The sequence below is a fragment of the Reichenbachiella sp. MALMAid0571 genome (assembly GCF_040151475.1).
Classification (GTDB): Bacteria; Bacteroidota; Bacteroidia; order Cytophagales; family Cyclobacteriaceae; genus CAXBNB01.
The window spans coordinates 120,041-145,893 of record NZ_JBDKWG010000137.1 but is presented as its reverse complement, the minus strand read 5'-3'; the positions used below and the strand labels follow the sequence as shown (position 1 = coordinate 145,893).

Here is a 25,853-nt window from a genome sequence, read left to right as displayed (position 1 = left end):
ATGATTTGATTATTCCTGTTATGACACATTTGTATAGGTAAATGGTACAAGAAAACAATCAGGTATCTGTGTATAAATAAGTAGTTTTGAATTCCACTAATTTCTTATAATTGATGAATATTAAAAACGGTATTTTTTTTATAGCATTTGCAATGATTTTGGGATGTGCTTCCAAGGCAGACAAACGTCCTAATATCCTATTTATAATGTCTGATGACCATACTTCTCAGGCCTGGGGTATCTATGGTGGTGTGTTAAAAGACTATGTGAAAAATGCAAATATCAAAAGGCTTGCAGATGAAGGAGTGGTACTCAACAATGCTTTTTGTACCAACTCTATTTGTGTGCCAAGCAGAGCAAGCATACTTACAGGTCAATACAGCCATCTGAACGGAGTATATACACTTTCCCAATCATTGGAACCTGACAGTATGAATATTGCTAAGGAACTACAGAAAAATGGATACCAAACGGCAATCATAGGCAAATGGCATCTTAAAAAACAACCCACAGGTTTTGATCATTTCATGGTATTGCCCGGTCAGGGGAGGTATAATGATCCTATTTTGAAAGTAAAGGAAGATTGGGGAGAAGGTAATAATGGAGGAAAGGTCTATAAGGGGTTTTCGTCGGATGTTATTGCGGACTATTCTATCGACTGGCTACAAAAGACAGAAAAGACTAAACCTTTCTTTCTAATGACTCATTTTAAGGCCACACATGAGCCTTTTGATTATCCGGAGAGGCACAAAGACATGTTTGAAAATGTTGATATTCCTGAACCGGAATCTTTGTACGATTTTGGCCCGGAAACTACGGGCAGGAGTTTTATGGGACAAAAATTAGATTACCTGACTGAAAGGTGGGTTAAGGCATCTGAAAATCCGGACAAATCTTTTATGCCCTATCCGGGGCTGCCATTTTCTATAGAAGGTCTGGATAGCATTCAAATTAGAAAAAAGACTTATCAAAAACTGGTGAAAGATTTTATGCGTTGTGGGGCAGCTATTGACGATAATATTGGTAAGTTGTTGGACTATCTGGAAGCATCGGGGGAAGCTGAAAATACAGTAGTGATTTATACAGCCGATCAGGGATATTTTCTCGGCGAGCATGGTTTTTTTGACAAAAGAATGATTTATGAAGAGTCACTGAGGATGCCGTTTGTGATTCGTTATCCTAAAGAAATCAAAGGAAACAGTCGCATTAATGACATCATTTTGAATATAGATTTTGCCGCTTTATTTGCTGACTATGCCGGACTTGAAACGCTTGATTTTGTTCAGGGAAAGAGCTTTAGGAAAAACCTGACAGGACAAACACCTAAGGATTGGAGGAAAGAAATGTATTACAGGTACTGGGCACATACTCCCGATCGTCCGGCACATTTTGGTATCCGAAATGACCGCTACAAGCTTGCTTTTTTCTATGGACAACACCTCAATTTGGCTGGAACAAAAAAAGTGAATACTGAGCCTGCCTGGGAATTTTATGACTTGAAAGAAGATCCAAAAGAAAATCACAATGCATACACTGATACCCAATATGCCAAGGTGATTGAACAAATGAAAGTAGAACTGCTCAAACAAAAAGCACTCGCAGGGGATGACGATAAAGCTTTTCCTAAGATGAAAGAAGTTCTTGCTAAATATTGGGATTGAAATCTATTTTGAGGTATTTGCCTTTGGTTTCCGTCATTTCTACATAGGCAGAAATCTCATAAAGTCATACAACCTGTATTCTATTGTCATTCAACTTCAAAATCTCACTTTTGGTATGATCTACTGATCGGGGTTACAGTGACTTGTATTTCACCGTTTTCGTTCTTTTACTGTCTTTATTTTTCCGGGGATTGTATGGAAGAATTCTGTTTTTTGGCTTAACAATTTTCACTTTTCTGTTGTTCTTACTACCGGCACAGCCAAAGCTCAGTGCTAGTATGATTAAAGAAGAAATTATTAAAGAATACCTGATTTTCATTGTTGATATCAAAACTAATTGATCGTTATATTATTGTACGCTATAAACTAAAAAAGCTTCTATTAGGAAGCCCTGATGTCTTTAGCATATCTTAATATACATGGGAGACAATTTACAATCAGTATTTATAAATCCAATCCACATCTGTGTTTTTTTATGGAAAATTATTTAAGAGCCCTGCTTTTGATGCATAAGATTAGTTGATCAATTTCAGTGTTTCACTTCTTTTTACTTTTCCAGAAGACGTTCTTATAAATTGATCTAAACAGATAGTTTGTTTTGGTACATGATATTTGGAAAAAAACTCTTCAATTTTGGTTTTTATCAGTGTTTCAAAGCCTGTTGTAGGTAGGGTTCCTTCCACAATGAGGATAAGTTTTTGTCCCAATACAGGGTCTTTAATTCCACCCAGAAAAAACTCATTAGGCATCTGTACTTCTTTAAAAATGGGTTTGAGCAGACTTTCAATTTGCTCGGGTATGATTTTTACACCTCCGGAATTAACCAGATTGTCCTGACGGCCAAGCCATATAAACTCATTCCCGTTTTTTATTTCAACCAGGTCTTTGGTTATTACCTCTTTATTATTAGTTACAGAGCCTTTAATCACCAGGCAGTCATCATTATTGCTTGTTATTTGTATCCCGCTGAGACATTTGAAATAAGGAGAACTCCTTTTCTTACTCAGGCATTTCATGGCAATGTGAGATACGGTCTCCGTCATTCCGTACGTGTGGTAAATGTTGTTTTGAAACGAGTTCAATTTCTCCGTAAGCACATCGGATACAGGAGCCCCTCCGATCAATACATTCCTGATTTTGTTCAGTTTGTCTGAATTGTCTGAGTCAATGATTTGTTGCACCTGTAGCGGCACAAAAGAGGCAAAATCTATTTGCTCATTTTCGTCTAAACCTGCCAGAGGATTTGAAGAAGGATCAACTAAAATGATATCCATGTCCAGTATCAGACATCTTGCCAGCATCATCTTGGTAGCGACGTATTCCGGTGCAAGGCATACCAAAGATCTGTCTGAGGTTTTAAGCTTTAGAGCGTTTGTAGTGAGTTTCACACTTTCCAGAATTTGATTTCTGGAGACTTCAATATTTTTTACTATTCCTGTTGATCCCGATGATTTAAAAATAAAAACACTTTGTAAAGAAACCCATTGATTGATAAATGAGATACCGGATGAAAAAAATGGAGCTTCTGAAAGTAGCCTTTTTAGATTTTTTAGACTGTAAATTTCATTTTTATACGTGATATTCATGTTTATTTTCAGACTAATTAAACCTTTTTCTCGTTTTAAGTGTCTATGTATATTATTATAGATTGTTAGTATTGTACTATAACAATACTTGAGTATTTTTAATCAAATTTGAATGAATTAAATGGTTCGAACAAATTTCGTTAAAAAGTAGAGTATTTATAATGATAAACTTTATACCACCTAGAAGCCTATAAGTTGGAAGATCAAACTGACATTCTTGTTAGCAGAATTAGAAATAAGGATAAAGCAGCCTTTGAAATGGTTTTTAACAGCCATTACAAACCTTTGTGTGGTTATGCCAATAAGTATCTTGATGAAGTGGATGAAGCTGAAGAGATAGTTCAGGAAGTTTTTGTGAAATTCTGGGAAAAATGTGAGTCCATCGCTCCCGATTCTTCAATCAAATCATATCTATACCGATCAGTTCACAATACCTGCCTGAATCACATCAAGCACTTAAAAGTTCGTGACAATTACAAACAATATGTCATGGTCAAAATGGAAACTGAGTCTCATAATTTTTTTGATGATGTGGAAGATTCCAAACTGGAAAAGAAGATTTATGATGCCATAGATTCGTTACCACCTCAGTGTCAGAAAATATTTAAGCTTAGCAGGTTTGAAGGATTGAAATATCAGGAGATCGCTGACCATCTTGGGTTGTCAATCAAAACGATCGAAGTACAAATGGGGAAAGCATTAAAAGTATTGAGAGAGAAGTTACGTGCTTATATTCGTATCTCTTAAGACCATATATTTAAGCTTCCTTCTTATATTTATGGCTTAATCGTTTAAAGCATATTTCATTACGCCTGTAATTTGAACTTCTTCTCTAAGCCATACAGATTAATTTTTCTTTTATTGTTACTTACGGAAGTATCTCTCGCTCAGCAGCATCCATTGGATAAAATTATCAGTGTATCATTCGATAATGCCACAATAGAAAATGTATTGGATCAGATTAGCGCAGAGTCCGGTGTTTTTTTTTCTTATAATTCTAATTTGATTCAAGAAACTCAACGGTTTACCCTTGAGTTGGAAAATAGTTCTATGAGGGAGGTGATTACACAACTTTTTATTGGAACCGGAGTGGATTTTAAAGTAGTGAATAATCAAATTGTTTTGTTCAAATTGGATGAGCCTTCTTCTGCAACTTTGTACACGGTGAGTGGTCTGGTACAGGATAAGTACACAAAAGAGCCTGTAGTTGGCGTAAATGTGTTCATTGCAGGTACACTCATGGGCAGCTCAACAAATCTGGATGGTGTTTTTAAAATAGAAAATGTTGCTGCCGGAACGTTTGAGTTGGCAGCATCTCACATTTCTTATCATATTGCTATTTCAAAAGTTGAAATAGGTAAAGACCGCCTGGAAACCAAAGTTAATTTTAAATTGGATCCCAAAGTAAATCAATTGAAAGAGCTGAAAGTGGTTTCATTGAAGTACAAAGAATGGGAAAAGTATTACAGTATTTTTAAACAAGAATTTTTGGGCAGTACACAAAATGCCCGAAAATGCGATATTCTCAATCCCGAAGTATTAGATTTTACTTTTAATAGCTTTAAAAAATCCATTGAGGTGAAAGCATATAAGCCTTTGATTATCATCAATACTGCGCTGGGATATAAATTAGACTATTATTTGCAGTATTTTGAAATAGGAAATGGGAATACGAGAAGCACTGGTATTTCAAATTTTAAAGAACTTGATCCTAAAAATCAAAGAGAGGAGAGACGTTGGACAAAGAATAGATTGAAAAGTTATGAAGGTTCGCTGACTCATTTTTTAAGGTCATTGGTCAAAAATGATTTTGAACAAGAGGGGTATAAGATTTTTTCGGTAGAACAGTTGCCAGAGAAAGAGGATGTAAAAGCCGAAGAAATTGACATGAAAACCGTTTTGTTCGATTCGGAAAACGGGAATGAAAAGCAGCTTCGGTTCAATAATTATTTGAAGATCATTTATACCAAAGAAAATGAAAGTTCGGCTTATGCTGACAATCAGGTCAAGCAGGCTATGGGGATCGATCCTTATGTCAAGGATTATTACAATTCGGTAAGGAGAGGAGTTAGCCTGGGGAAACAAACTTCCTATATGAAATTAAATTTCCCTGTTGCTACCATTAATTCCAGAGGTTTCTTTAAAGAGCCGTTGGCTGTAGCTACATTTGGATATTGGTCTTGGGAGAGGGTAGCTGAATATTTACCTATAGAGTACGAGCCTTGATTCTTGACTTATAAAAAAGGTTTTATAGGGGTAAAATATTAAGTCGTTGTTATGCAAAGTGTTAATATATTTATAAACAAATGAGCGAATTACTTGCTAAGTATTTTTCAGGAAACCTGTCAGAATCAGAAAAAAAAGAAGTTTTAACCTGGCGTAATGAAAATCAACAAAATGCTGAAGAATTCTTTGAGTTTGCTTCTGCATGGAATCAGGCAACTTTGATCGAAAATAACTCTTCTGATGATACCGATTCTGTTTTCAAAGCAATTTTATCAAGGTCAAATAAAGAAGATAAAGTAGTTGATATAAACAGCAATTTTAATTTCAAAACTTATTTGAAATATGCTGCTGTTGTACTTTTGGCTGTGTTGGGTTCTTACGTATATATCAATACCAGTACTGATCTGACTGAAGTTGCAACAGGAAAAGGCGAAGTGAGAAACCTGACGCTTTCTGATGGTTCCATAGTTTATTTGAATGAAAATTCCAGCGTTTCTTATAATGCAACCCTCTCAGGTGATACCAGAGAAGTGCTTCTCACAGGAAAAGCATTTTTCGAAGTGAAAAGAGATGCGACAAAACCATTCATAGTTAAAACCAATGATTCTGAAATCAGGGTTTTGGGTACTTCATTTTTGGTAGATGCTAATTCAATACAAAAACATACCGAAGTAGTTGTAGCAACCGGAAAAGTTGCTGTGTCTTCACTAAAACTTAAAAAGGATAATAAAGTAGAGCTTGTTCCGGGGGATGTGGGAAAAGTTACCCTGTCGGGTAAAAGTGTAGAGAAATATAAGAACGAAAACCCCAACTATTTATCATGGAAAACAAAGGTATTGAATTTTAACAAAGCTAGTCTGAATTATGTCTTTGACGTGTTGGAAGAAACATACCATTTAGACATAGATGTGTCTAATTCTACTATTAATGATTGTAAATTGTCGGCAAAATATGACAATCAATCCATTGAGTCTATCATGGAAATAATGAGCGAAACTTTCAACCTTAATATGGAAAAAGTTGATTCTGACTCTTACAAGGTTTCTGGTGAGGGATGTACCACAAGTTTATAAAACGATCTGATAGATAAAGAGTAGCAATTTTTTCCTTTTTATTCTCATTCATTTACTTACATTTGGTATTCGTTGAGCTATTATTATGACATAATAGTGATGCCTTTTAACCCAATGCTTGTAAAATGAAAAATGTCTTATTACCATTCAGTTTACTTTTCTGTTTTGTTTTTACTACATCAGCTCGGGGTGTGAAAGCTCCTTATCAACATGAAGAAGTAGTGTCAATAATAGAGAATACAAACATCCAAGATGAAGGCAAACCAAACCTACTTTCTAACAATGACAGTATAGAAGAGGATAGAAGTAGCTTCATGTCGATATTACGAGGAGGTATAGGTATGTCTGTTTTGATTTTGATTGCCTGGTTGTTCAGTGCCAACAGAAAAGCCATTTCCTGGCGTGTGGTTTTTACCGGGTTGTCCATACAGTTGCTGTTGGCACTTTCCATATTGCATATTTCGTTTGTCAGAGGTTTTTTTGAGATTATTGGAAAAGTATTCGTGTTAATCCTCGATTTCACCAAAGCTGGAAGTTCCTTTTTATTCAGAGGGTTGATGGACATAGATTCATTTGGTTTCATATTTGCGCTTCAGATTTTACCTACCATCATTTTCTTTTCTGCCCTCACCAGTGTTTTGTTTTATTTGGGAATAATTCAAAAAGTGGTATTTGGCCTGGCTTGGTTGATGACCAAAGCCATGAAATTATCTGGCGCTGAAAGCCTGTCTGTTGCAGGTAATATTTTCCTTGGACAGACAGAAGCACCCTTGATGATCAAAGCCTATTTGGGAAAAATGAATAAGTCTGAAATATTGCTGGTGATGATAGGAGGGATGGCCACTGTAGCGGGAGGAGTGTTGGCTGCATATATCAGCTTTTTAGGAGGGGATGACCCGGTGCAAAAATTATTGTTTGCCAAGCATTTACTTGCAGCATCCATTATGGCTGCTCCCGGAGCAGTAGTTATTTCAAAAATATTAGTGCCTCAAACGAAAAAAATCGACATGAATGTTGACATAAGTAAACAGAATGTAGGAAGTAATTTTTTGGATGCCATGTCAAATGGAACTACTGAAGGATTGAAACTGGCCATGAATGTAGGTGCTATGCTTTTAGTTTTTTTTGCTTTTATTGCGATGTTCAACCATCTCCTGTCCGGCATTGGTAGTGTTTTGAATGTGAATGATGCAATTGCTGATTTTTCGGGTGGAAATTACTCTTCATTGTCATTGGAGTTTATATTGGGATATACTTTTGCCCCCGTCATGTGGCTGATAGGTGTTGCCTCTGAGGACGTTACGTTGGTAGGCAGGTTACTTGGTGAAAAAATAATAGCCAGTGAGTTTGTTGGTTATGAAAGCCTTGCAACACTAAAGAATGCAGGAAAGTTTGCCAGCGAAAAATCCATCATAATGTCCACCTATATGCTTTGTGGATTTGCGAATTTTGCATCTATTGGAATACAGATAGGCGGCATAGGAGGTTTAGCTCCTAATCAAAGGGTTTTACTGTCTCAATACGGAATGAAGGCTTTGCTGGGAGGCACTTTGGCATCTTTGCTTTCTGCCACTATTGTGGGGATGATTATTTGAGTGGAAAAGGATAGAAAGGTGTAGACAGCAGGGCAAACACATTTAAAAACAAAAAGCTCCTTACCGTACAAGTTACGGTATCCCTTGAAATTACTGTCAACTCTAACAGACCCCAGATAAGTCTGGGGATAATGAGAATTTTTAAATGCATTTGCCCTGACGTAGGCAGTCTCTTTTACTTATCAGAAAAGTATTCTGCTATCTTAGTCAGTTTTAGATCAATTTCCTTTTTACTGATCCATTGTCCACGAACCATAACTCCTTCTATAGTTTTTAGATTGCTAATGTCTAGCAAAGGATTTGCATTCAGTATGATCAGATCTGCACTTGCACCTCCTATTACCTCACCAAACTCACCTTCATGATTAAAGTATTTGGCAGGATTGATGGTTCCGATTTGAATGGCTTCCAGTGGAGTGAGGCCAGCGTCTATCATGCCTTGCATTTCATGATGGATTGAAAAACCCGGAACATTGAATACCTGCGGAGCATCCGACCCAAGTATTAATCCCGGTTTACTTTTATTCAATTTATAAATCAGTTGCCTTCTTATTTCTATGAACTTGCCCCATTGTGCCGCATTGTAGTTGTCATTTCCAATGAGATTGGTTTTGCTGGTCACCCACTTTTCAACTGTGGATTTAGGCATGTATTTCATCTCATCAGCCTGAGCATATATACCAGGGTCATCTGGAGAGAACCATCTTTCGAATAAACTTTGTGTTGGTACCACCCAGACATTGTTGTCCCGAGTCATTTGTATCAATTCATCAATCATAGTAGTATCAGCCAGGTTTGTGAAATTATAGCCAAAAAAACCATTTTTATTGGCCTCAACATCAGCACTTTCAGGAACTAGCCCTTCCAGATATCCATCAACATGATCTACTGATGCATAATGGCTTTTTAACGCTCTTCGGATGCCAACTTCTACAGGTACATGTCCGGCATAAGGAATACCTACTTCGTTGGCTGTTTCTACGATTTGTTCGAAAACATCCAATTTAATCCCCGGATGGATTTTAAGGAAATCATAACCATCAGCCTTGTATTTGATGATTTTTTCTTTTGCTTCTTCAAGGGTTTTCACTGTGTTACCGTTTAGTGAAGGACTTGATGTAAAAATCCTGGGGCTGAGTATTTCATTATTTTTTGCTTGTTCACGAAGCTTCAGGTGATAAGGATGTCCCAACATTCCCCGAATTGTAGTGATTCCATTGGATAAATATAAAAAGAGAATATTGTCGATATGCTCTTTTCCGGTTGGTTCTGGTGGAATGTGTGCATGCATTTCAGCCAGTCCGGGCATTATGTATTTACCCGTTCCGTCTATTGATTTGTTGTTTTCAGGAAAAGCAATTGTTTCATTGGAAATCTGAACTATCCTACCCGAATCAATCAAAATATGTTTTGACTCTGCGATGCTACCATCTGCTACATTTATGATGTTGATATTTTGAATCAATATGGCATTTTCGCTCAGTTGATCTTCCGGATCAGCACCAGAACAAGCTGCAAAAAGACAGAAAATAAAGATGAATTTTTTCATGAGTGTGGAAAAGAGTTTTGCATAATCTTAATCTTTAGAAAGATTAAGATTTGTACTATTATAAGCTAAAGTTACAAAACCCATTGACAATGAGCAAGATTAAATCAGTTATGTTGTGTTATAAGAGTGTCAATTAATGATGTGGTATTTTAGTTTTACATAGTTTTTTTAAAACAGTAATAACTCGGATTACTAATATTTCGAATAACGGTTTTTAGGTTAAGTCTGGAATGAGCTGCCTATTTCCTCCAAAGTCCTTCCATTTCTTCCAGGCTTTTTCCTTTGGTTTCAGGCACGAGTTTGTACATAAATAGAGCTGCTAAAAGGCCCATAATACCATATATCCAATAAGCAAACCCATGATTGAACTTCTCTGTGAGCCAGGTGGAATTGTTCATCATTGGGAATGTCCATGAAACGAAATAATTGGAAATCCACTGTGCCGCTACTGCCAGTGCCATGGCTTTGCCTCGGATGTTGTTAGGGAATATTTCCGATAGCAGTACCCACGTTACTGGTCCCCATGACAAAGCGAATGAAGCTACATATACCAACATGGCTATTAACGATCCAAAACCCGGTTGATCCATAAAAAATGTAGCGCCAAGGGTAAACATACTGACTGCCATACCCAAAGCACCAATGATTTGAAGTGGCTTTCTGCCAAACCTGTCAACAGAAACAATGGCAATAACCGTAAATAGCAAGTTGATGGCACCAACTATGATGGTTTGAATTAATGCTGCTGAAGTACCCGATCCCATGTTTTTGAATATTTCAGGAGCATAGTAGAGTACTACATTTATTCCTACAAATTGTTGAAAAACCGAAAGTAGTAAGCCAATGATAATGATGAGGTATCCATAGGAAAAGACTTTTTTTGAGCTTACATCAGACAGAGATGTTTGGATGTCGTGTAGTATTTTTTCTGCTTCTTCCGGTAAATTTATTTTGTTCAGTACTGTTTTTGCCTCGTTCAATCTATCCGAAAGTACAAGCCACCGTGGACTTTCGGGTACAAAAAACAACAAGGTAAGAAAAATGATCGCTGGAATGGTTTCTGAAGCAAACATCCATCTCCAACCTACAGCATTCAGCCAGTCTTCATTGCCCAATTCTGAGATAAAGTAGTTGACGAAGTAAACGACCAGCATTCCGAAAATAATGGCAAACTGATTCCAGGAAACCAAGCTTCCTCTTTTTTCAGCAGGAGCTATTTCTGCGATGTACATGGGAGAAAGCATGGAGGCTAACCCAACCCCAATTCCTCCTATGATTCTGTAAATCACGAATTGTGTGAGGTGGATATGGCTGCCGTTTCCAATAGGAGAGAACCCCATTTCAGGCATGGCTGATCCAATGGCTGAAATCAAAAATAAAATGGCAGCTACTATCAGGCTTTTTTTTCGTCCAAGTTTCAAAGCAAGCAATCCTCCGACAGCCCCACCTATAATGCATCCAATAAGGGCACTGGAAACCAGAAAACCAAGAAGTGAATTGGCACTAAGTTCTTCCAATCCTTTTGGTAAGATGAAAAATGATTTTAATGAACTCACCGTACCGGAGATTACTGCTGTGTCATATCCGAACAGCAGCCCTCCAAGAGTGGCAACCAAAGTGATGTAAACAATGTAGGATTTGTTGTAAGTGGGCATAGTTGATAGGTTGATTTGTAAGAAGAAAGATAAATTAGTCTAAATGAACACCATCATATGAGGTGTAGCGGTTTGATATGATTAGCTTTTCAAGTACAAGATAGTTAAATCTGTGATTTGACCCACCAAATGATGTTCTATCAAACAACCAAATCGTCGATTTGGTAGGTTATCTAGAAAGCAGAAGAGCATCATTAGTAACTGACCAGTTATCATTTTATATTGAATGTTGTACAGTTTTTTCTATTATTTTTTCTTCCAGTAGTCTTTTCTTTTTCCAATCTGGTAGTTTGTCAAATTTGTATCTCCATTGAGCTAGATTATCTCTTTCCGTTTTAAAAGTCCCTGTCGGTGGATTTAGATTAGGATATTGATATTTATAACTCAAGAATTCTTGAATTTGCTTTTCAAATGAGTCAATATGTTTATTCGTTTCATGGTCAAAGTCAACTCCAATCTCAAGTAATAAATCCTCTCTTTCTTGCTCTAAGTATCGAATTGAGCCATCTGATTTTATCCTTCCTTTCCTTTTCAACTGTCTTTGATCATTTAGCCACCTACCAAGTTTGTTTTGTGTTCCATCATCGTTGGTTTGAGGAACATGTGCATCTCCATGTTTTACCGTCCAAAGTTTTAGTTCCTCATATCTGGTCATCCATGTTTTATTTATTGGATTAAACTCAATATCCTTACTCCAAATAAAATCTAAGTCATTTAGTTTTTCAATTTTGTAATCACTTAAAACTCCATTATTGAAATAAGTTTTTTGAATTGCGACCCAATTTCCGAGTGAATAAAATGTGTCTTGTTTATTTCTTGTATGAGGCACATCTGAATCTCCATATTCTTCGAAATACGCATTCAATAGATCAAAATTTTCTTCCCAAATTTTCGCCCATCTTATTTCATGACCGTCACCGAAATAGAATCCTACTTTTTCAAGTTTTTTCCTATGATCTTCAGGAATTGTTTCATTGGCATTAAAGATTTTTTGTTTTCTATACCATTTATAAAGAGCTGGATTTTCATAGTCTCTCGGAACAGTAACCTCATTCATTTTCTTTTTAAATATTACAAATTCATCAAAATAACCTTGCCATGATTCTAGATATTGTTGGGTTATTTTATATTCATAAGATTTACCGGAGCTACCTGTATTTCTATTCTCCTTTTTCCTCTTTTCGGATTCAATTGTTTCAAGAAAATTTGTTAAATCAAGGTCAATCTCTTCTTCATTTACTCTGGTGTGATCAAGAAATGAACCCAAACGATCTAATAGTTTTAGAATGCTTTTATGCGATAGAAAATGAAAATTTGGCTCAACTGTGCTATAAATAGAATTTTCAAGATTTTCTAAGATTAAATTATTATCAATGGTGATCCCCCACTCATGATTTAGCCATAGTCCATTATCAGTAAAATTTGCTGATGATATTAAACCGCTCACATATTTCCCTGAGTGTTTAAATAAATAGATTTTTCCATGAAGTCTATTATTCAACGAGATATTACATTCAATATCGCCTGATTTTATTTGTGGAATATTAAGAAGCGACCTTAGAGAATAGACCTTTTTAATTTGGTCTAAGGTTTTGGGTTGCAGTGTTGTAATTAAAGTAATTTTCCTAACCCTTGATAATACTTCATTATCAAAAAATGCCCGAAAATCTCGCATTAAATACGGACTAGCAATAAATATTTCATCTGATTTCTTAATCATTTCAAGAAGATGTTCCTTGTGATTTTTATCAGAATCTATATTATCTATAATTTCCATGTAGGCTTAATGCTATATAACAATTTACCATAATCCAGAATAAACCAAAAAATCCATCATCAAAGACGGTGGATTTTTCAATTTACAAACTTTTGTTTTTAAATATGGTTGTTCAGGATATTTTCGAACAATTCCTGCTGGCCACTTCTCAATTTTGGTTCTCCATTTTTATGGGCAATCTCTGCCAGAGTAGCCAGGTCCATTTTGCCAGATTCAAACTCTTTTCCCTGGATGGTGTTGAACGAACTGTACCGTGCTTTTCTCAAGTTGGTGTAATTAGAATTTTCTAATATATCGTGAGCAGTAAGCAATGCACGGGCAAAAATATCCATCCCTCCGATGTGCGCATAGAAAATGTCAACCAGATCGGTTGAGTTTCTCCTTGTTTTAGCATCAAAGTTGACGCCACCACCTTGTAGTCCACCACCTTCTAGGATTACCAACATGGCTTCAGTTACTTCATAGATATCTACAGGGAACTGGTCAGTATCCCAGCCATTTTGATAGTCTCCGCGGTTGGCATCTATACTCCCAAGCAATCCGGCATCAGAAGCTACTTGCAGTTCGTGAGCAAATGTGTGTTGAGCAAGCGTCGCATGGTTTACTTCTATATTTAGCTTGAAATCGTCCATCAAATCATATTCTCTTAAGAATGCGATTACCGTTGCAGAATCAAAGTCATACTGGTGCTTGCTTGGCTCCATTGGTTTTGGTTCAATGAAAAAGTTGCCCTTAAATCCCTGAGCTCGGGCATAGTCTTTTGCCATGTGGAGGAATGTAGCCAGATGCTCCAATTCTTTTTTCATATTGGTGTTGAGTAAAGACATATAGCCTTCACGTCCTCCCCAGAATACATAATTTTCACCACCTAGTTTGATGGTGGCATCCAACGCATTTTTAATCTGTGCCCCGGCATAAGCCACTATATCAAAATCAGGGTTGGTAGCCGCACCATTCATGTAGCGTGGGTTTGAAAAGGCATTGGCTGTTCCCCAAAGGAGTTTCACGCCTGAAGCTTTTTGCTTTTCCTGTGCATAGTCCGTGATTTTCTCCAGTCGCTCAGTTGATTCTTTGAGTGTAGCTCCTTCCTGGATCAGGTCAAAATCATGAAAGCAGTAGTAGGGCATTCCTATTTTGGTGATGAATTCAAAAGCGGCATCCATTTTATCTTTGGCTGCATCCAGGACATTGCTGCTGGCATCCCATGGAAACACTTTAGTGCCTGGACCAAATGGATCAGCACCAGTGCCACAGAAGGTGTGCCAATAGGCTGTTGCAAACCTGAAATGATCTTTCATCGTTTTGCCGCCTACTACTTTGTTTTCGTCATAAAATTTAAAAGCTAGAGGGTTGTCCGATCCTCTTCCTTCGTATTGTATTTTTCCTATTCCTTCGAAAAATTCTTTGTCTCCTGTTACAATGTTTATTTTTTCCATGATGCGTATTGTTTAAAGTCTTTTTATTTTAAAATTTTTTCTAAATCAGATTTCCAGATTTCATAACCGTTTTTATATACTTCTGCTTGTCCAACAGATTGGTAGGATTTTATTACTGCAACATCCTTAAAAGCTTCTTCCGGGGTAGCATATATATTTGCTGCAATCCCTGCTGCTTTTGCAGCGCCTACAGCACCTGTAGTTTCTATCATTTCTATTTCACAATCAAGTATGGTGGCAATGGTTGTGGAGAATACATTGGATTGGAACAGGTTGTCATTGCCTACCCGCATTACGTTGGTATTCAATCCCAGCGATTTCATTATGTGTACGCCGTAAATGAATGAATACGCAATGCCTTCCAATGCAGCCCTGTAAAAATGTGCTTTACTGTGTCTGTTGAATTGTATGTTGATGATATGACCTCCTGTATCTTTGTTTTGGAGCACTCTTTCAGCACCATTGCCAAATGGTATTATCCTCAATCCATCAGAATTCACTTCCACAGAGGAAATCATCCTTTCCATATCGTTATAAGAAACCTTATCCGAGGCGAGCATTTGTCTCATCCAGCTGTATTGAATGCCAGCACCATTCACGCAGAGCAATACACCGATTCTTGGGTTTTCCTTAGTGTAATTGACATGTGCAAAGGAATTTACCCTGGTTTTGTCATCAATAAATGGTTTGTCCACCACTCCGTAAACAACGCCGGAAGTTCCTCCCGTAGCGGCAATTTCGCCAGGATTCAATACATTCAAAGACATGGCATTGTTGGGTTGATCGCCTGCTCTGTACCCTACAGGGATGCCACTTGTCAATCCTAAGAAATTTGCTGCATCAGCACTCAACTTGCCTTGATCAGAAAAGGTGGGCACGATCTCCGGAATTAAATCGGTGTGTATGCCATAATGTTCCGTAAGAAATTCGGCCACACCGTTTTCTTCAAAATCCCAGAACATTCCTTCTGACAATCCTGATATGGTGGTTTTAGCCTCACCTGTCATTTTAAGGGCAATGTAATCTCCCGGCAGCATGATTTTATGAATTCTTTCATAGAGTGCCGGTTCATTGTCTTTCACCCATTTCAATTTGGATGCAGTGAAATTTCCAGGAGAATTGAGTAAGTGCTTCAGACACTTTTCTTCTCCTATTTCTTTGAACGATTGGTTGCCAATTTCTACAGCACGACTGTCGCACCATATAATGGAGGGGCGTAAAACCTGATGGTCTTTATCGACTAACACAAGCCCATGCATTTGGTAAGAAATGCCTATTCCTTTTATATCTCCAGCGTTGATTGAGCATTCTTTTAGTAATTTTTCAGTGGCATGTTGTGCGTTTTTCCACCAAAGCTCCGGTTGCTGCTCTGCCCATCCCTGCTGGGTGGAAATAATATCCATTTCCGTTTCGGGATATTGAGCAATGCCCAGTGTCTTTCCCGTAGCACCATCTACCAATGCGGCTTTGATAGATGAACTGCCGATATCATATCCTATTAAATACATTTTTATTTATTCTGGTTGTAGGTTAATTATGTTTGGTCAAAAAGTTATTCAATTGAGAGAACAAAGAAAATTCTTATCACTTTGTGTTATTGAAAACTAAGTACTTCAATCCTTCTTCACATATATTCATTGATACGTCAGGGGTTAAAATTATTATTTTTAAAGTCGATCTAATAATTCCTCCAAAATCTGGTCTTTGTTCAATTGCAATTTTTTCCTTAATCTGTACCGACGAGTTTCCACACCTCTTACGGAAAGATTCAGTTGGCTGGCTATTTCCTTGGTAGATAATTTCATTTTTAAAAGCATACATAATTTGGCTTCAGCTATGGATAATTTGGGATAGTCGCTTTTAAGTTTTTTGAAAAAATCACTGTGTAACAAATCAAATTGATTTTCAAACGCTTTCCATTCTTTATTGCCACTGAGGTTATTTTCAATTTTTGTAATAAGCTTGTTGAGCTTTTTTATTTTTTCTTCTTCGTTAAAAGAACTGCCTAAGTCGGATAACGAACTTTTGATTTCCAGCAAAAAATCATCTTTGCCCATCAATTGCATTTTTGATGCAGCCAGTGCTTTGTTTTTGTCATCAACCTCTTTTTTCAGATCCATATTTTTGGCTTTCAATACTTCTGGCCGATTCCCTCTGGATGGAATTTCATACAAGGTTTTGTCCAAAGAAGACAACCAATAGCTGTATGCCTGGTTGCATTGTGCCTGATTGAGCCTGGGTTCATGAATCATCATTGGACTTACACCGGAAAGAGCATCTTCCAATGTGTCGTATTGTTTGGTAGCCACTCCGGAGGCAAGTGCTGCACCAACTGCCCCTGTAGTATCTACCACCTCAATATGACAATCCAATAGAGTGGCAATGGTCATCGAAAATACTTCTGATCGAAACATGTTGTCATTTCCTACCCTCATGACGTCAACATCCAGACCCATTTCCTTAAGTAGATACACTCCATGTGCAAATGAGTAAGCCACACCTTCCAACGCACCTCTGTAAATATGGGCTCGTGTGTGCCTGTTGAAATCCAGGTTTAGTATATGAGAATGTATGTTTCTGTTGTCAAACATTCTTTCAGCACCATTTCCGAAAGGAAGCACGCACAAGCCATCAGCTCCTATTGGAACAGATTTAGCCATCCTTTCCATATCGTCATAGTGACGCCCGCTTAATGCGATCTGGCTTTTCATCCAGCCATATTGTATCCCTGCACCGTTCAGACAAAGCAGCACACCAATTCGATCGTAATTCTCTTCATAATTGATGTGAGCAAACGCATTCACTCTCGATTTGATGTCGTAAATTGGCCTGTCAACTATTCCATATACCACGCCTGATGTACCGCTGGTTGCCGCAATTTCTCCAGGATTTAAGACATTCAGGCTCAAGGCATTGTTGGGTTGGTCTCCCGCCCGGTAGGTCACCGGAATTCCCGGGATGAGCCCGGTTCTTTCTGCGGATTTCTGAGTTACTTTTCCTTGTATTGAAAAAGTAGGAACCACATCAGGTAAGTGGTCTTCGGTTAGCTCATAGTAGTCGAGAACATTCTTTGCAATACATTTTTTCTTAAAATCCCAAAAAATGCCTTCGGATAGTCCAGAAATAGTGGTGTGTACTTCGTCGGTAAATTTCATGGCGATGAAATCACCTGGAAGCAGTATTTTATATATTTTGTCATAGATATCTGGTTCATTGTCTTTTACCCATTTCAGTTTGGATGCGGTGAAGTTTCCGGGAGAATTGAGGTAGTTTTCCAGACATTCTGCCTGCCCCAAATCGTTGAATGCTTTTTGTCCAATAGAAACCGCCCGGCTGTCGCACCAGATAATTGCAGGCCTGAGTACCTGTTGGTCTTTGTCTATCAAAACCAGCCCGTGCATTTGGTATGCTACGCCAATGCTTTTGATGTCAGACGGGTTGATGTCGTTTTTCTTAATGATTTTTCTGGTAGCAATACAGAGATCCTGCCACCAAAGCTCAGGTTGTTGCTCGGCCCATCCACTTTGCCGTGCTATAATATCAAAATCATTCTCAGGATAATGCACCAAATCAACAGTCTCACGAGTGTCAGCATTGACCAATGCTACTTTGATAGATGAGCTTCCAATATCATATCCTAATAAATACATAGTTGAATTTGTATAAACACGTCAAAGCTACGTCGTTTTTATTTCTTTGTTAAATTTTTGACGTGTGAAATAGCAGGTGTTTTCCAAAATGAAGATTTTACTCCTCATTATTGCTGTCAAAATCTACGTCATAAAATTACGTGCCTAAGAATGGTGTTTTTGAGTTTGCCTTCTTTATAAAAAAGATGAATAGAATGGTTAATTTCGTTTGTGATTTTGTCGATAATTTCAACTGATAAAAATAATACTATGGAACAGAGACCTTATATACTGGCTGAAACAAATTGGAAAAATGTAAAAAGTCAGGATTATAAAGTGGCGATTCTGCCTTGGGGAGCTACAGAGGCGCACAACTACCATTTGCCTTATGCTACCGATAACTATCAGGCGGAATATGTGTCAGCAGAATCGGCAGGGAAGGCCTGGGCAAAAGGAGCAAAAACGATTGTATTGCCTATCATTCCTTTTGGGGTAAATACAGGTCAATTGGATGTTGATTTGTGCATGAATATGAATCCAAGTACACAATATGCCATCTTGAAAGACGTGGTAGATGTCCTTTCCAGGCATAAGGTGAATAAATTGTTGATTTTGAATGGGCATGGTGGAAATAATTTCAAACAAATGATCCGTGAGTTGCATATTGAATATCCGGATGTGTTTGTATGCACGCTGGATTGGTGGAGGTCTTTTGATCCGCATACTGTATTTGATGAGCCGGGAGATCACGCAGGAGAATTGGAAACCAGTGCAGTAATGCATATTCGACCGGATTTGGTATTGCCTCTTTCTGAAGCAGGTGATGGTGCGGAAAGAAAGTTTAAAATCAGGGGGTTGAAAGAAGGTTGGGTAACTGCTCAGCGACAGTGGACTTCTGTCACAAAAGATACCGGAGTTGGCAATCCTGCTTTGGCGACCAAAGAAAAGGGAGAAAAATACCTGAAAATGGTTACTGACGAAATTGGAGACTTTTTGGTGGAATTGGCAGCTGCAGACTTAGATAATATGTATGGTGACTAACTGGTACTAGAATTTATCCTGATACTTTCTGGGATTGATTCCTGTGTATTTTCTAAACTGCTTGTTGAAATTGGCAATACTCTCATAACCCGAATCAAATGCAATTTCAGAAACACTTTTGTCCGTAGTGGACAAAAGTTTGCAGGCATGGCCAATTCTATATTCATTCAAATAAGTGATGAATGTGCGTCGTGTTATTTTCTTGAAATAACGACAAAAAGCAATTTCAGTCATATTAAGTAGGCTGGATACTTCGGCCAGCTTTATTTGATGTTTAAAATTCTCAAAAACAAATTCATAAATGGTGTTGATACGTTGGTATTCCTTGAGGTTTATTTTTGGTTGAGAACCGGGAGAAGTCAACAATTCCAGATTGGTGGTTTTTGACAATTCATTTAAAACAGACAAAATGGTAATGAGTCTTTCAAATGGTTTCAATTCAAACATCTGTTTGAATTTGTCGTGATTTTTCAGGCCTATCTCGTCGTAAAATTTTAAACCATATTTTGCTTTTTCCAGCAAAATATGAATTGACTTTGTTTCTGGAATATTGTTAACGATTTTATCCAGAATATCACCATTCAATTGAATAACATAAGCTTTGTTTTCATCATTGTGATCGCTGGTAAAGCAATGTGGTAAATTTGGTCCGAGCATGAAAAAACTACAATGTTCATAAGATGTGGTTTTATCTCCGATGATCCCTCTTCCTGTACCCTCTCTGAACAAGATCAACTCGTATTCCGGATGAAAATGAAATAGTGGATTGAAGGTGTCTTTCATAAAGAAAGAAGCACTTTCATCTATTTCTACTTTTTGGTACAATGGCTCCATTCTATATTATATAAACTATTATAGCTAATTGAGTTTTGTAAAATAGTTTAAATAGTATAGTTAAGCAAGAAAATAGGAGTGGTAATGATGAAATCTTATGGGTTAATTTGATTGCTATATCACCAACCCTGACAAGGTTGCAGATCACTATTGCTATACAACATTATGACAGATTTTCTCGAAACATTAAGAAGAACAGTAAAAGGTGAAGTTCTTGATGATGATTACACCTTGGGTATGTACTCTACTGACGCCAGTATTTATCAGATCAAACCAAAGGTGGTCGTTTTCCCAAAAGACGAAGAGGATGTGATCTCGGCAGTTGAAATTGCCAGTAAAAATGGTATTACAATTTTGCCACGTGGAGCTGGCACTAGTTTGGCCGGACAGACTGTTGGTTCATCTATTGTGCTGGATTTTTCCAAATACATGAACCAGATAGTAGAAATAAACGAAACGGAAAGATGGGTGCGAGTTCAGCCGGGTATGGCGAGAGACGATCTGAATGCAGTGGTGGCTCAATACGGGTTGCATTTTGCTCCGGATCCTGCTACCAGTAGCCGTGCCAATGTGGGAGGAATGGTTGGGAACAATTCGTCAGGTACAAAAAGTATTATCTATGGAAAAACGGTAGATCATGTACTTGAAGTGAAAGCACTTTTGGCTGATGGTACAGTTGTTTATTTTAATGAAAAAGAGAAATCGGAAATAGAAAGCATAAAAGTCAATGGAGGCAGAGAAGGTGAAATTTACAGTGAGTTTCAAAAAATAATTGAGATCAACATAGAAGAGATCGCAAAGCGGTATCCTAAAGTAATGAGGCGAGTAGGGGGATACAATCTGGATGAATTTGTGAATACAGACAAATGGAACCTAAGTAAAATAGTTTGTGGAAGTGAAGGTACACTGGCTACTTCTTTGGAGTTGAAGTTGAATTTGGAACCATTGCCAAAGTTCAAAGCAGTATGCGTAGTGCATTATGCGGTACTGTTGGAGGCGATCAGTAGTGTAGAAACTATGCTTCAGTTTAATCCATCAGCGGTGGAGATTCTTGACAAGGTGGTCATTGATCTGAGCAGAGAAAATCTGATGACAAAACGCCATTGTCACTTTATTGAGGGTAATCCTGCTGCTATTTTGATTGTGGAATTTTATGGAGATACGGCAGAGGATGTTAAGCAACGGGCTGAAGCAATGATTGCCGACCAAAAGTCAAGAAATTATGGGTATGCATATCCGTTGTTTCCTGATGGTAAAGCTTATGATGATGTTTGGGTAGTGAGGAAAAAAGGGTTGGGATTAATGCTTGGTATGAAGGGAGATAAGAAGCCATTGCCTTTTATTGAAGATGCGGGTATTCCATCAGAGCACCTTCCAGAATATATCGACAGAGTACTTCAAGTGTGTAAAAAACATGGTACTGAAGTAGCTATGTATGCTCACGCCAGTGTTGGCGTAATTCATGTGCGTCCAATTTTGGATTTGAGGCAGGCAGAAGATATTGAAAGATTAAAGAATATTACGGAAGAGACGTTCGAACTGGTGATGGAATACGGAGGATCCTGGAGTGGAGAGCACGGCGATGGACTGGTTCGGAGTGCATACAATCAGCGTTTTTTCGGAGACCAGGTGTACAATGCACTGTTGCAGGTCAAAAGGTTATTTGACCCAAACAATCTTATGAATCCGGGTAAAGTACTTGAAGCTCAGACTATTGAACACAATCTAAGGTATGGTACTCAATACAAAGATGAAGTAGTCAAACCTGTATTTAAATACAAAGCTGAGGAGGGGTTTGCAAAGTCTGTACACATGTGTACGGGAGTAGGCGAATGCAGGAAAATGCTTGGTGGTACGATGTGCCCAAGTTTCAAAGCCACACGGGAGGAGGAACACTCTACCAGAGGGCGTGCCAATGCACTGCGCATGGCTATGTCCAACCAACTGGGAGAAGACGGACTTACAAGTAAAAGGCTTCATGAGGTAATGGACTTGTGTTTGTCGTGTAAAGCATGTAAATCGGAGTGCCCAAGCAATGTGGATATGGCCAAAATGAAGAGTGACACGCTTCAATTGTATTATGATGAACATGGTATCTCATTGAGAGATAAAATGATCAGAGATTCGTCTTTTGCAGCTAAAAATATTGCAGGATGGAAATCAGGAATCGTAAATACTGTTCAGAAAAGTAGTGTTTTTAAATCTGTTTTGGAGAACCTGATCAAATTCGATAAAAGAAGAAATTTGCCAGAGTATGCATCTGAGCCATTTTACAAGTGGTTTGAAAAAAATGTAAATGGATCAAACAAGTCTGACAAAAAAGTGGTTCTTTTTGCTGACACTTATATCAATTTTCATGAGCCGGAAGTAGGAATATCCGCTTATGAGTTGCTACGTTCTTGTGGTTATGAGGTTATATTGGCAAATGTTGGCTGCTGCCAAAGGCCAAAAATATCGCATGGATTTTTACGTGATGCGAAAAAGGAAGGGACAGAAACAGTGATGAAATTGAAGCCCTATTTGGATGAAGGACTGAAAGTAGTGGTGTGTGAGCCAAGTTGCGCTTCTGCTTTGAATGATGACCTACCTGATTTGATAGACGATGAAAAACTTGCAGTACAATTGAAAACCGGAGTGATGATGATAGATGTGTTTCTTGCTGAGGAGTTTGATGCGGGAAACATAGACGTTGAGTTCGAGTCAACTGTAGGGGATGTAGCGGTGCATGGGCATTGCCATCAAAAAGCACTTTATGGTACAGGTTCCATGAAGTCTATTTATGATAAAACAAGCAATTCTGTGGAAGAGATTCCTTCGGGGTGTTGTGGGATGGCGGGCTCGTTTGGTTATGAAAAAGAACATTACGATTTATCTAAAAAAATAGGAGAATCCGTATTGTTTCCAGCCGTAGATAAATTGAAAGATAGCAAGACAATTGTGGCTTGTGGCTTTAGTTGCCGTCATCAAATAGAACATTTTACGGGAGTGAAATCAAAACACTGGGTGCAAACTATTAAGGTGAAGGAGGAAGGCTAATAAGTGGTTATTTCTTCAGTCCATCCAAAATCAACCTAATCGCAAAAAGTACATTGTCGCTGATGATAGTCCAATCTTCCTTGGTAGGGTAGGTATGCATAAACATATTGAATGAATCGTACTGGATGGCAAATTTCACTGTGAATATGCTTTCTGCGACTTTGCGGGTATCACATTCTTTAAACTGACCGGAGTTGATCCCTTCCTGAATACAATTTTGATAAAATCCGATTCTTCCCTCATTGATATGATTCATAAATTCCCTGAACAGATTGCGTGTTTCGATCAGTACGTTTACAGGAATTTTGAGATGCATCACCACATGCTCATAGTAGTTGAGTGACTGAATGATGTAACCAATTATTTTGTCAACAGGATTGTCGTTTTTGTTTGCCTCTTCTGCAAAAATTTTAAACTGCCTTTCCCATTCGTCTTTGAAGGAACACATAAACATGTCTTCCTTGTTTTTGAAATAATAATAAAGGGATGACTTCTTCATTCCCACCGCTTGAGAAATGTCATCCACACTGGTTTTATTATAACCCAGTCTGCTGAAAAGGTTTTTAGATGCTTCTAAAATTTGATGTTTCTTTTCTTCCATTCAATGACAAGTTAACTAAAAAGTTGTCTTCTCAAAATGCGGTGTGTTCTAAATTTTGTTTGAATAAAAAGAAGGCTACTCATGTTGAGAGAAGCCTTCTCCTACAATTTCATTTCTTAATTAGTTAGAAAAGAATACTTTTCACCATATTCCAACATTTGTTGGGTGAAATCAGCTGGGTATTTTACTACTATGTCGGTTATTTCTCCATTACTATCTGTCACAGGTTCTAGTACAGGGTTGATAAAGCCACCATAAGGTGCAGAATTCAGATTTTTAGACCGATCCAATATTTCACGATGAATTTCTGGATCCACCTTTACCCCATAGCCTTCTATCAGGTCTCTTCCTGCTTCAAAGTCTCCTTCTGATTTTATTCGCTGTACTTCCCTGAGTAGTTGACCAAAAAGCGTACGTAGTTTGTTGTAGTCATTAATTACAAAATATGTTTTTCCGTCTCTTGTTTTTTTCTCTATCACATTATCAGGCTGCCCTCTTTCATAAGCCCATGACGCTATCATTTGTCTGTTTCTCATGTGAGCCTCTTCTATGTCATCCCCTAGCTTTAGCCTTCTTAGTTGCGCCATCATTCCATTTCTGATATATCCATCATATTCTTCTTTACCTGCCTCGAGATTTTCCAGCAAGCCAAGTTCTACTAATTTTGGATCCATCAAATAATAAAGAGCTACTAAATCTGCTCTGCCTTCTTCCAGTGCTGAGCTATAGTTTTTCAAAGTTTCTTTAGGTGTACCAACGCCAGAGTTAATTCGACCTGAAGCATGACCTACCACTTCGTGCAAGGCAGTATGCATTTTGTCTCCTATCTCTCCATATTTTCTGGCTCTTTCGATTTCTTCAGGACTGTAGGCCAGTTCTTTTAGAAGGCCTCCACTTCCTGCTTTGTCATAGGCATCTGAGATATTTCCCAGGCTTACTGATTTAGATCCATGCTTTGCCCTGATCCAATTGGCATTTGGCAAATTTACTCCTATGGGAGAATTTGGTGATGCATCTCCCGATTCACTTGCTACATTTACCACTTTATAGCTCACACCAGTTACATTTTTCTTTTTATGCTCATCCATGATAGGAGAATTGTCCTCAAACCACTGGACATTTTGTTCCAGTTTGGCCATTCTCGCAGAAGATTCAAAATCCTTGATTTCAACAATGGATTCATAAGACCCACGGTAACTTTTAGGATCGTTATATACTTCAACAAACCCGTTGATGTAGTCAATATCACCTTCGGTAGCACTTGCCCACACGATATTGTAATCATCCCAAATCTTTAAGTCTCCGGTTTTGTAATACTCAATTAATAACTGTAGTCCTTTTTTCTGTTGATCGTTTTCAGCTACTTCTGTAGCTTTTTCGAGCCATTTTATAATTTCTTTTATAGCCGGGCCATACATTCCATCTGCTTTCCATACTTCTTCTTTTAGGTTGCCATTTTCATCTCTGACTAATTTTGAATTTAAACCATAAGATATTGGTTCTTCTTTATTGTTATCCGTTTTTGATGCATAAAATGTATCTACCTCTTTGGCTGTAATGTCTGAGTCATAGAAATTAGTTGCAGATCCAAGTAACAGTCCTTTACCAGGATCAAGGTTTACTTTTTTAACATCTGTGGAAGGATCAAAAATTATATTTACTACCTCCTTGTCAAGGGATGTATTAGTATCTTTTAGTAATTGTTCGAAAAAAGTCTGATTGAATTCAGGCATGATTTTTTCCATGCCATAGTGGTGATGTATGCCGTTTGAAAACCAAACCCTTTTGGTATAAACCATAAATTGTTTCCAGTCTTCAGAGGATTTGTCACCGGAATAATTCTTTATAATGCTTTCTAATGCGGTACGGATTGAAAGATTGTGTCGGTAGTTTTGGTCGTAAATAATGTCTCTGCCAGACAGACCTGCCTGAGTGAGGAAATAGACCAATTTCTTTTGATTGGTGGTGAGCTTGTCAAATCCAGGAATTTGATACCTGATTATCTTTAAATCTGCAAACTGTTCACTCAGGTACTGAAAGTTTTCTGCTTTTGCAACATCCTGTTTGATTCCTTCTTTTGGAGTACATGAAACCAGTACGGTTATCAGAAGTAAGTAGAGAATAAATTGTTTAATCATTTTTATGGAGTTAGAA

General features: G+C 37.8%; 17 protein-coding genes. 7 read left to right on the top strand and 10 right to left on the bottom strand.

Features of this window, described 5'->3' with window-relative positions; all coding sequences use genetic code 11:
• Nucleotides 1-113: 113 nt before the first annotated feature.
• Nucleotides 114-1,661: a sulfatase family protein gene (locus AAOP42_RS14220; protein ID WP_349529201.1), complete on the top strand. Its 1,548-nt coding sequence runs from the start codon at nt 114-116 to the stop codon at nt 1,659-1,661.
• Between the two features lie 515 nt (nt 1,662-2,176).
• Here the strand turns inward: AAOP42_RS14220 and AAOP42_RS14215 are convergent.
• Nucleotides 2,177-3,247: an AMP-binding protein gene (locus tag AAOP42_RS14215; protein WP_349529200.1), complete on the bottom strand. Its 1,071-nt coding sequence runs from the start codon at nt 3,245-3,247 to the stop codon at nt 2,177-2,179.
• Nucleotides 3,248-3,442: 195 nt separating this feature from the next.
• Between AAOP42_RS14215 and AAOP42_RS14210 the strand changes: the two genes are divergently transcribed.
• The 4 genes from AAOP42_RS14210 to AAOP42_RS14195 all read left to right on the top strand — a co-directional run bounded on the left by AAOP42_RS14210 (nt 3,443) and on the right by AAOP42_RS14195 (nt 8,141).
• Nucleotides 3,443-3,994, top strand: a complete 552-nt coding sequence (locus AAOP42_RS14210) for an RNA polymerase sigma-70 factor (RefSeq protein ID WP_349529199.1) — start codon at nt 3,443-3,445, stop codon at nt 3,992-3,994.
• Nucleotides 3,995-4,108: 114 nt separating this feature from the next.
• Entirely contained in the window at nt 4,109-5,473 is a 1,365-nt protein-coding gene (locus AAOP42_RS14205) for a carboxypeptidase-like regulatory domain-containing protein (RefSeq protein ID WP_349529198.1), read from the top strand.
• Between the two features lie 80 nt (nt 5,474-5,553).
• A complete protein-coding gene (locus AAOP42_RS14200; protein WP_349529197.1) occupies nt 5,554-6,546 on the top strand; it encodes a FecR family protein in 993 nt (330 codons plus the stop codon).
• 125 nt (nt 6,547-6,671) lie between these two features.
• The gene (locus tag AAOP42_RS14195; protein WP_349529196.1) at nt 6,672-8,141 is read left to right on the top strand and encodes a NupC/NupG family nucleoside CNT transporter; all 1,470 of its coding nucleotides are present in this window, start codon (nt 6,672-6,674) and stop codon (nt 8,139-8,141) included.
• Between the two features lie 175 nt (nt 8,142-8,316).
• Here AAOP42_RS14195 and AAOP42_RS14190 read toward each other — a convergent pair whose 3' ends face one another.
• From AAOP42_RS14190 to AAOP42_RS14165, 6 genes are all read right to left on the bottom strand, one after another.
• Nucleotides 8,317-9,690: an amidohydrolase family protein gene (locus AAOP42_RS14190; protein WP_349529195.1), complete on the bottom strand. Its 1,374-nt coding sequence runs from the start codon at nt 9,688-9,690 to the stop codon at nt 8,317-8,319.
• A 239-nt stretch (nt 9,691-9,929) separates the two neighbouring features.
• Entirely contained in the window at nt 9,930-11,345 is a 1,416-nt protein-coding gene (gene xylE, locus AAOP42_RS14185; RefSeq protein WP_349529194.1) for a D-xylose transporter XylE, read from the bottom strand.
• Nucleotides 11,346-11,562: 217 nt separating this feature from the next.
• Entirely contained in the window at nt 11,563-13,122 is a 1,560-nt protein-coding gene (locus tag AAOP42_RS14180) for a Helicase associated domain protein (protein WP_349529193.1), read from the bottom strand.
• Nucleotides 13,123-13,220: 98 nt separating this feature from the next.
• Complete coding sequence (xylA, locus tag AAOP42_RS14175; protein WP_349529192.1) at nt 13,221-14,558, bottom strand: xylose isomerase; 1,338 nt, start codon at nt 14,556-14,558, stop codon at nt 13,221-13,223.
• A 23-nt stretch (nt 14,559-14,581) separates the two neighbouring features.
• Nucleotides 14,582-16,066, bottom strand: coding sequence for a xylulokinase (locus AAOP42_RS14170; protein WP_349529191.1), 1,485 nt, complete (start codon nt 16,064-16,066; stop codon nt 14,582-14,584).
• 159 nt (nt 16,067-16,225) lie between these two features.
• A complete protein-coding gene (locus tag AAOP42_RS14165) occupies nt 16,226-18,208 on the bottom strand; it encodes an FGGY family carbohydrate kinase (protein WP_349529190.1) in 1,983 nt (660 codons plus the stop codon).
• A 249-nt stretch (nt 18,209-18,457) separates the two neighbouring features.
• Here AAOP42_RS14165 and AAOP42_RS14160 point away from each other — a divergent pair, with 249 nt between their 5' ends.
• Nucleotides 18,458-19,228, top strand: a complete 771-nt coding sequence (locus tag AAOP42_RS14160) for a creatininase family protein (protein ID WP_349529189.1) — start codon at nt 18,458-18,460, stop codon at nt 19,226-19,228.
• Between the two features lie 6 nt (nt 19,229-19,234).
• Here AAOP42_RS14160 and AAOP42_RS14155 read toward each other — a convergent pair whose 3' ends face one another.
• The gene (locus tag AAOP42_RS14155; RefSeq protein ID WP_349529188.1) at nt 19,235-20,062 is read right to left on the bottom strand and encodes an AraC family transcriptional regulator; all 828 of its coding nucleotides are present in this window, start codon (nt 20,060-20,062) and stop codon (nt 19,235-19,237) included.
• Nucleotides 20,063-20,227: 165 nt separating this feature from the next.
• Here AAOP42_RS14155 and AAOP42_RS14150 point away from each other — a divergent pair, with 165 nt between their 5' ends.
• Nucleotides 20,228-23,098, top strand: coding sequence for an FAD-binding and (Fe-S)-binding domain-containing protein (locus AAOP42_RS14150; protein ID WP_349529187.1), 2,871 nt, complete (start codon nt 20,228-20,230; stop codon nt 23,096-23,098).
• Between the two features lie 7 nt (nt 23,099-23,105).
• Here AAOP42_RS14150 and AAOP42_RS14145 read toward each other — a convergent pair whose 3' ends face one another.
• Nucleotides 23,106-23,699, bottom strand: a complete 594-nt coding sequence (locus AAOP42_RS14145) for a TetR/AcrR family transcriptional regulator (RefSeq protein ID WP_349529186.1) — start codon at nt 23,697-23,699, stop codon at nt 23,106-23,108.
• Nucleotides 23,700-23,815: 116 nt separating this feature from the next.
• A complete protein-coding gene (locus tag AAOP42_RS14140; RefSeq protein ID WP_349529185.1) occupies nt 23,816-25,837 on the bottom strand; it encodes a dipeptidyl-peptidase 3 family protein in 2,022 nt (673 codons plus the stop codon).
• Nucleotides 25,838-25,853: the final 16 nt, after the last annotated feature.

Bases quoted from the DNA above. Each gene is read 5' to 3' on its own strand.
- AAOP42_RS14220 (WP_349529201.1), top strand. From the start codon at position 114: ATGAATATTAAAAACGGTATTTTTTTTATAGCATTTGCAATGATTTTG.
- AAOP42_RS14215 (WP_349529200.1), bottom strand. From the start codon at position 3,247: ATGAATATCACGTATAAAAATGAAATTTACAGTCTAAAAAATCTAAAA.
- AAOP42_RS14200 (WP_349529197.1), top strand. From the start codon at position 5,554: ATGAGCGAATTACTTGCTAAGTATTTTTCAGGAAACCTGTCAGAATCA.
- AAOP42_RS14195 (WP_349529196.1), top strand. From the start codon at position 6,672: ATGAAAAATGTCTTATTACCATTCAGTTTACTTTTCTGTTTTGTTTTT.
- AAOP42_RS14190 (WP_349529195.1), bottom strand. From the start codon at position 9,690: ATGAAAAAATTCATCTTTATTTTCTGTCTTTTTGCAGCTTGTTCTGGT.
- xylE (WP_349529194.1), bottom strand. From the start codon at position 11,345: ATGCCCACTTACAACAAATCCTACATTGTTTACATCACTTTGGTTGCC.
- AAOP42_RS14180 (WP_349529193.1), bottom strand. From the start codon at position 13,122: ATGGAAATTATAGATAATATAGATTCTGATAAAAATCACAAGGAACAT.
- xylA (WP_349529192.1), bottom strand. From the start codon at position 14,558: ATGGAAAAAATAAACATTGTAACAGGAGACAAAGAATTTTTCGAAGGA.
- AAOP42_RS14170 (WP_349529191.1), bottom strand. From the start codon at position 16,066: ATGTATTTAATAGGATATGATATCGGCAGTTCATCTATCAAAGCCGCA.
- AAOP42_RS14165 (WP_349529190.1), bottom strand. From the start codon at position 18,208: ATGTATTTATTAGGATATGATATTGGAAGCTCATCTATCAAAGTAGCA.
- AAOP42_RS14160 (WP_349529189.1), top strand. From the start codon at position 18,458: ATGGAACAGAGACCTTATATACTGGCTGAAACAAATTGGAAAAATGTA.
- AAOP42_RS14155 (WP_349529188.1), bottom strand. From the start codon at position 20,062: ATGGAGCCATTGTACCAAAAAGTAGAAATAGATGAAAGTGCTTCTTTC.
- AAOP42_RS14150 (WP_349529187.1), top strand. From the start codon at position 20,228: ATGACAGATTTTCTCGAAACATTAAGAAGAACAGTAAAAGGTGAAGTT.
- AAOP42_RS14145 (WP_349529186.1), bottom strand. From the start codon at position 23,699: ATGGAAGAAAAGAAACATCAAATTTTAGAAGCATCTAAAAACCTTTTC.
- AAOP42_RS14140 (WP_349529185.1), bottom strand. From the start codon at position 25,837: ATGATTAAACAATTTATTCTCTACTTACTTCTGATAACCGTACTGGTT.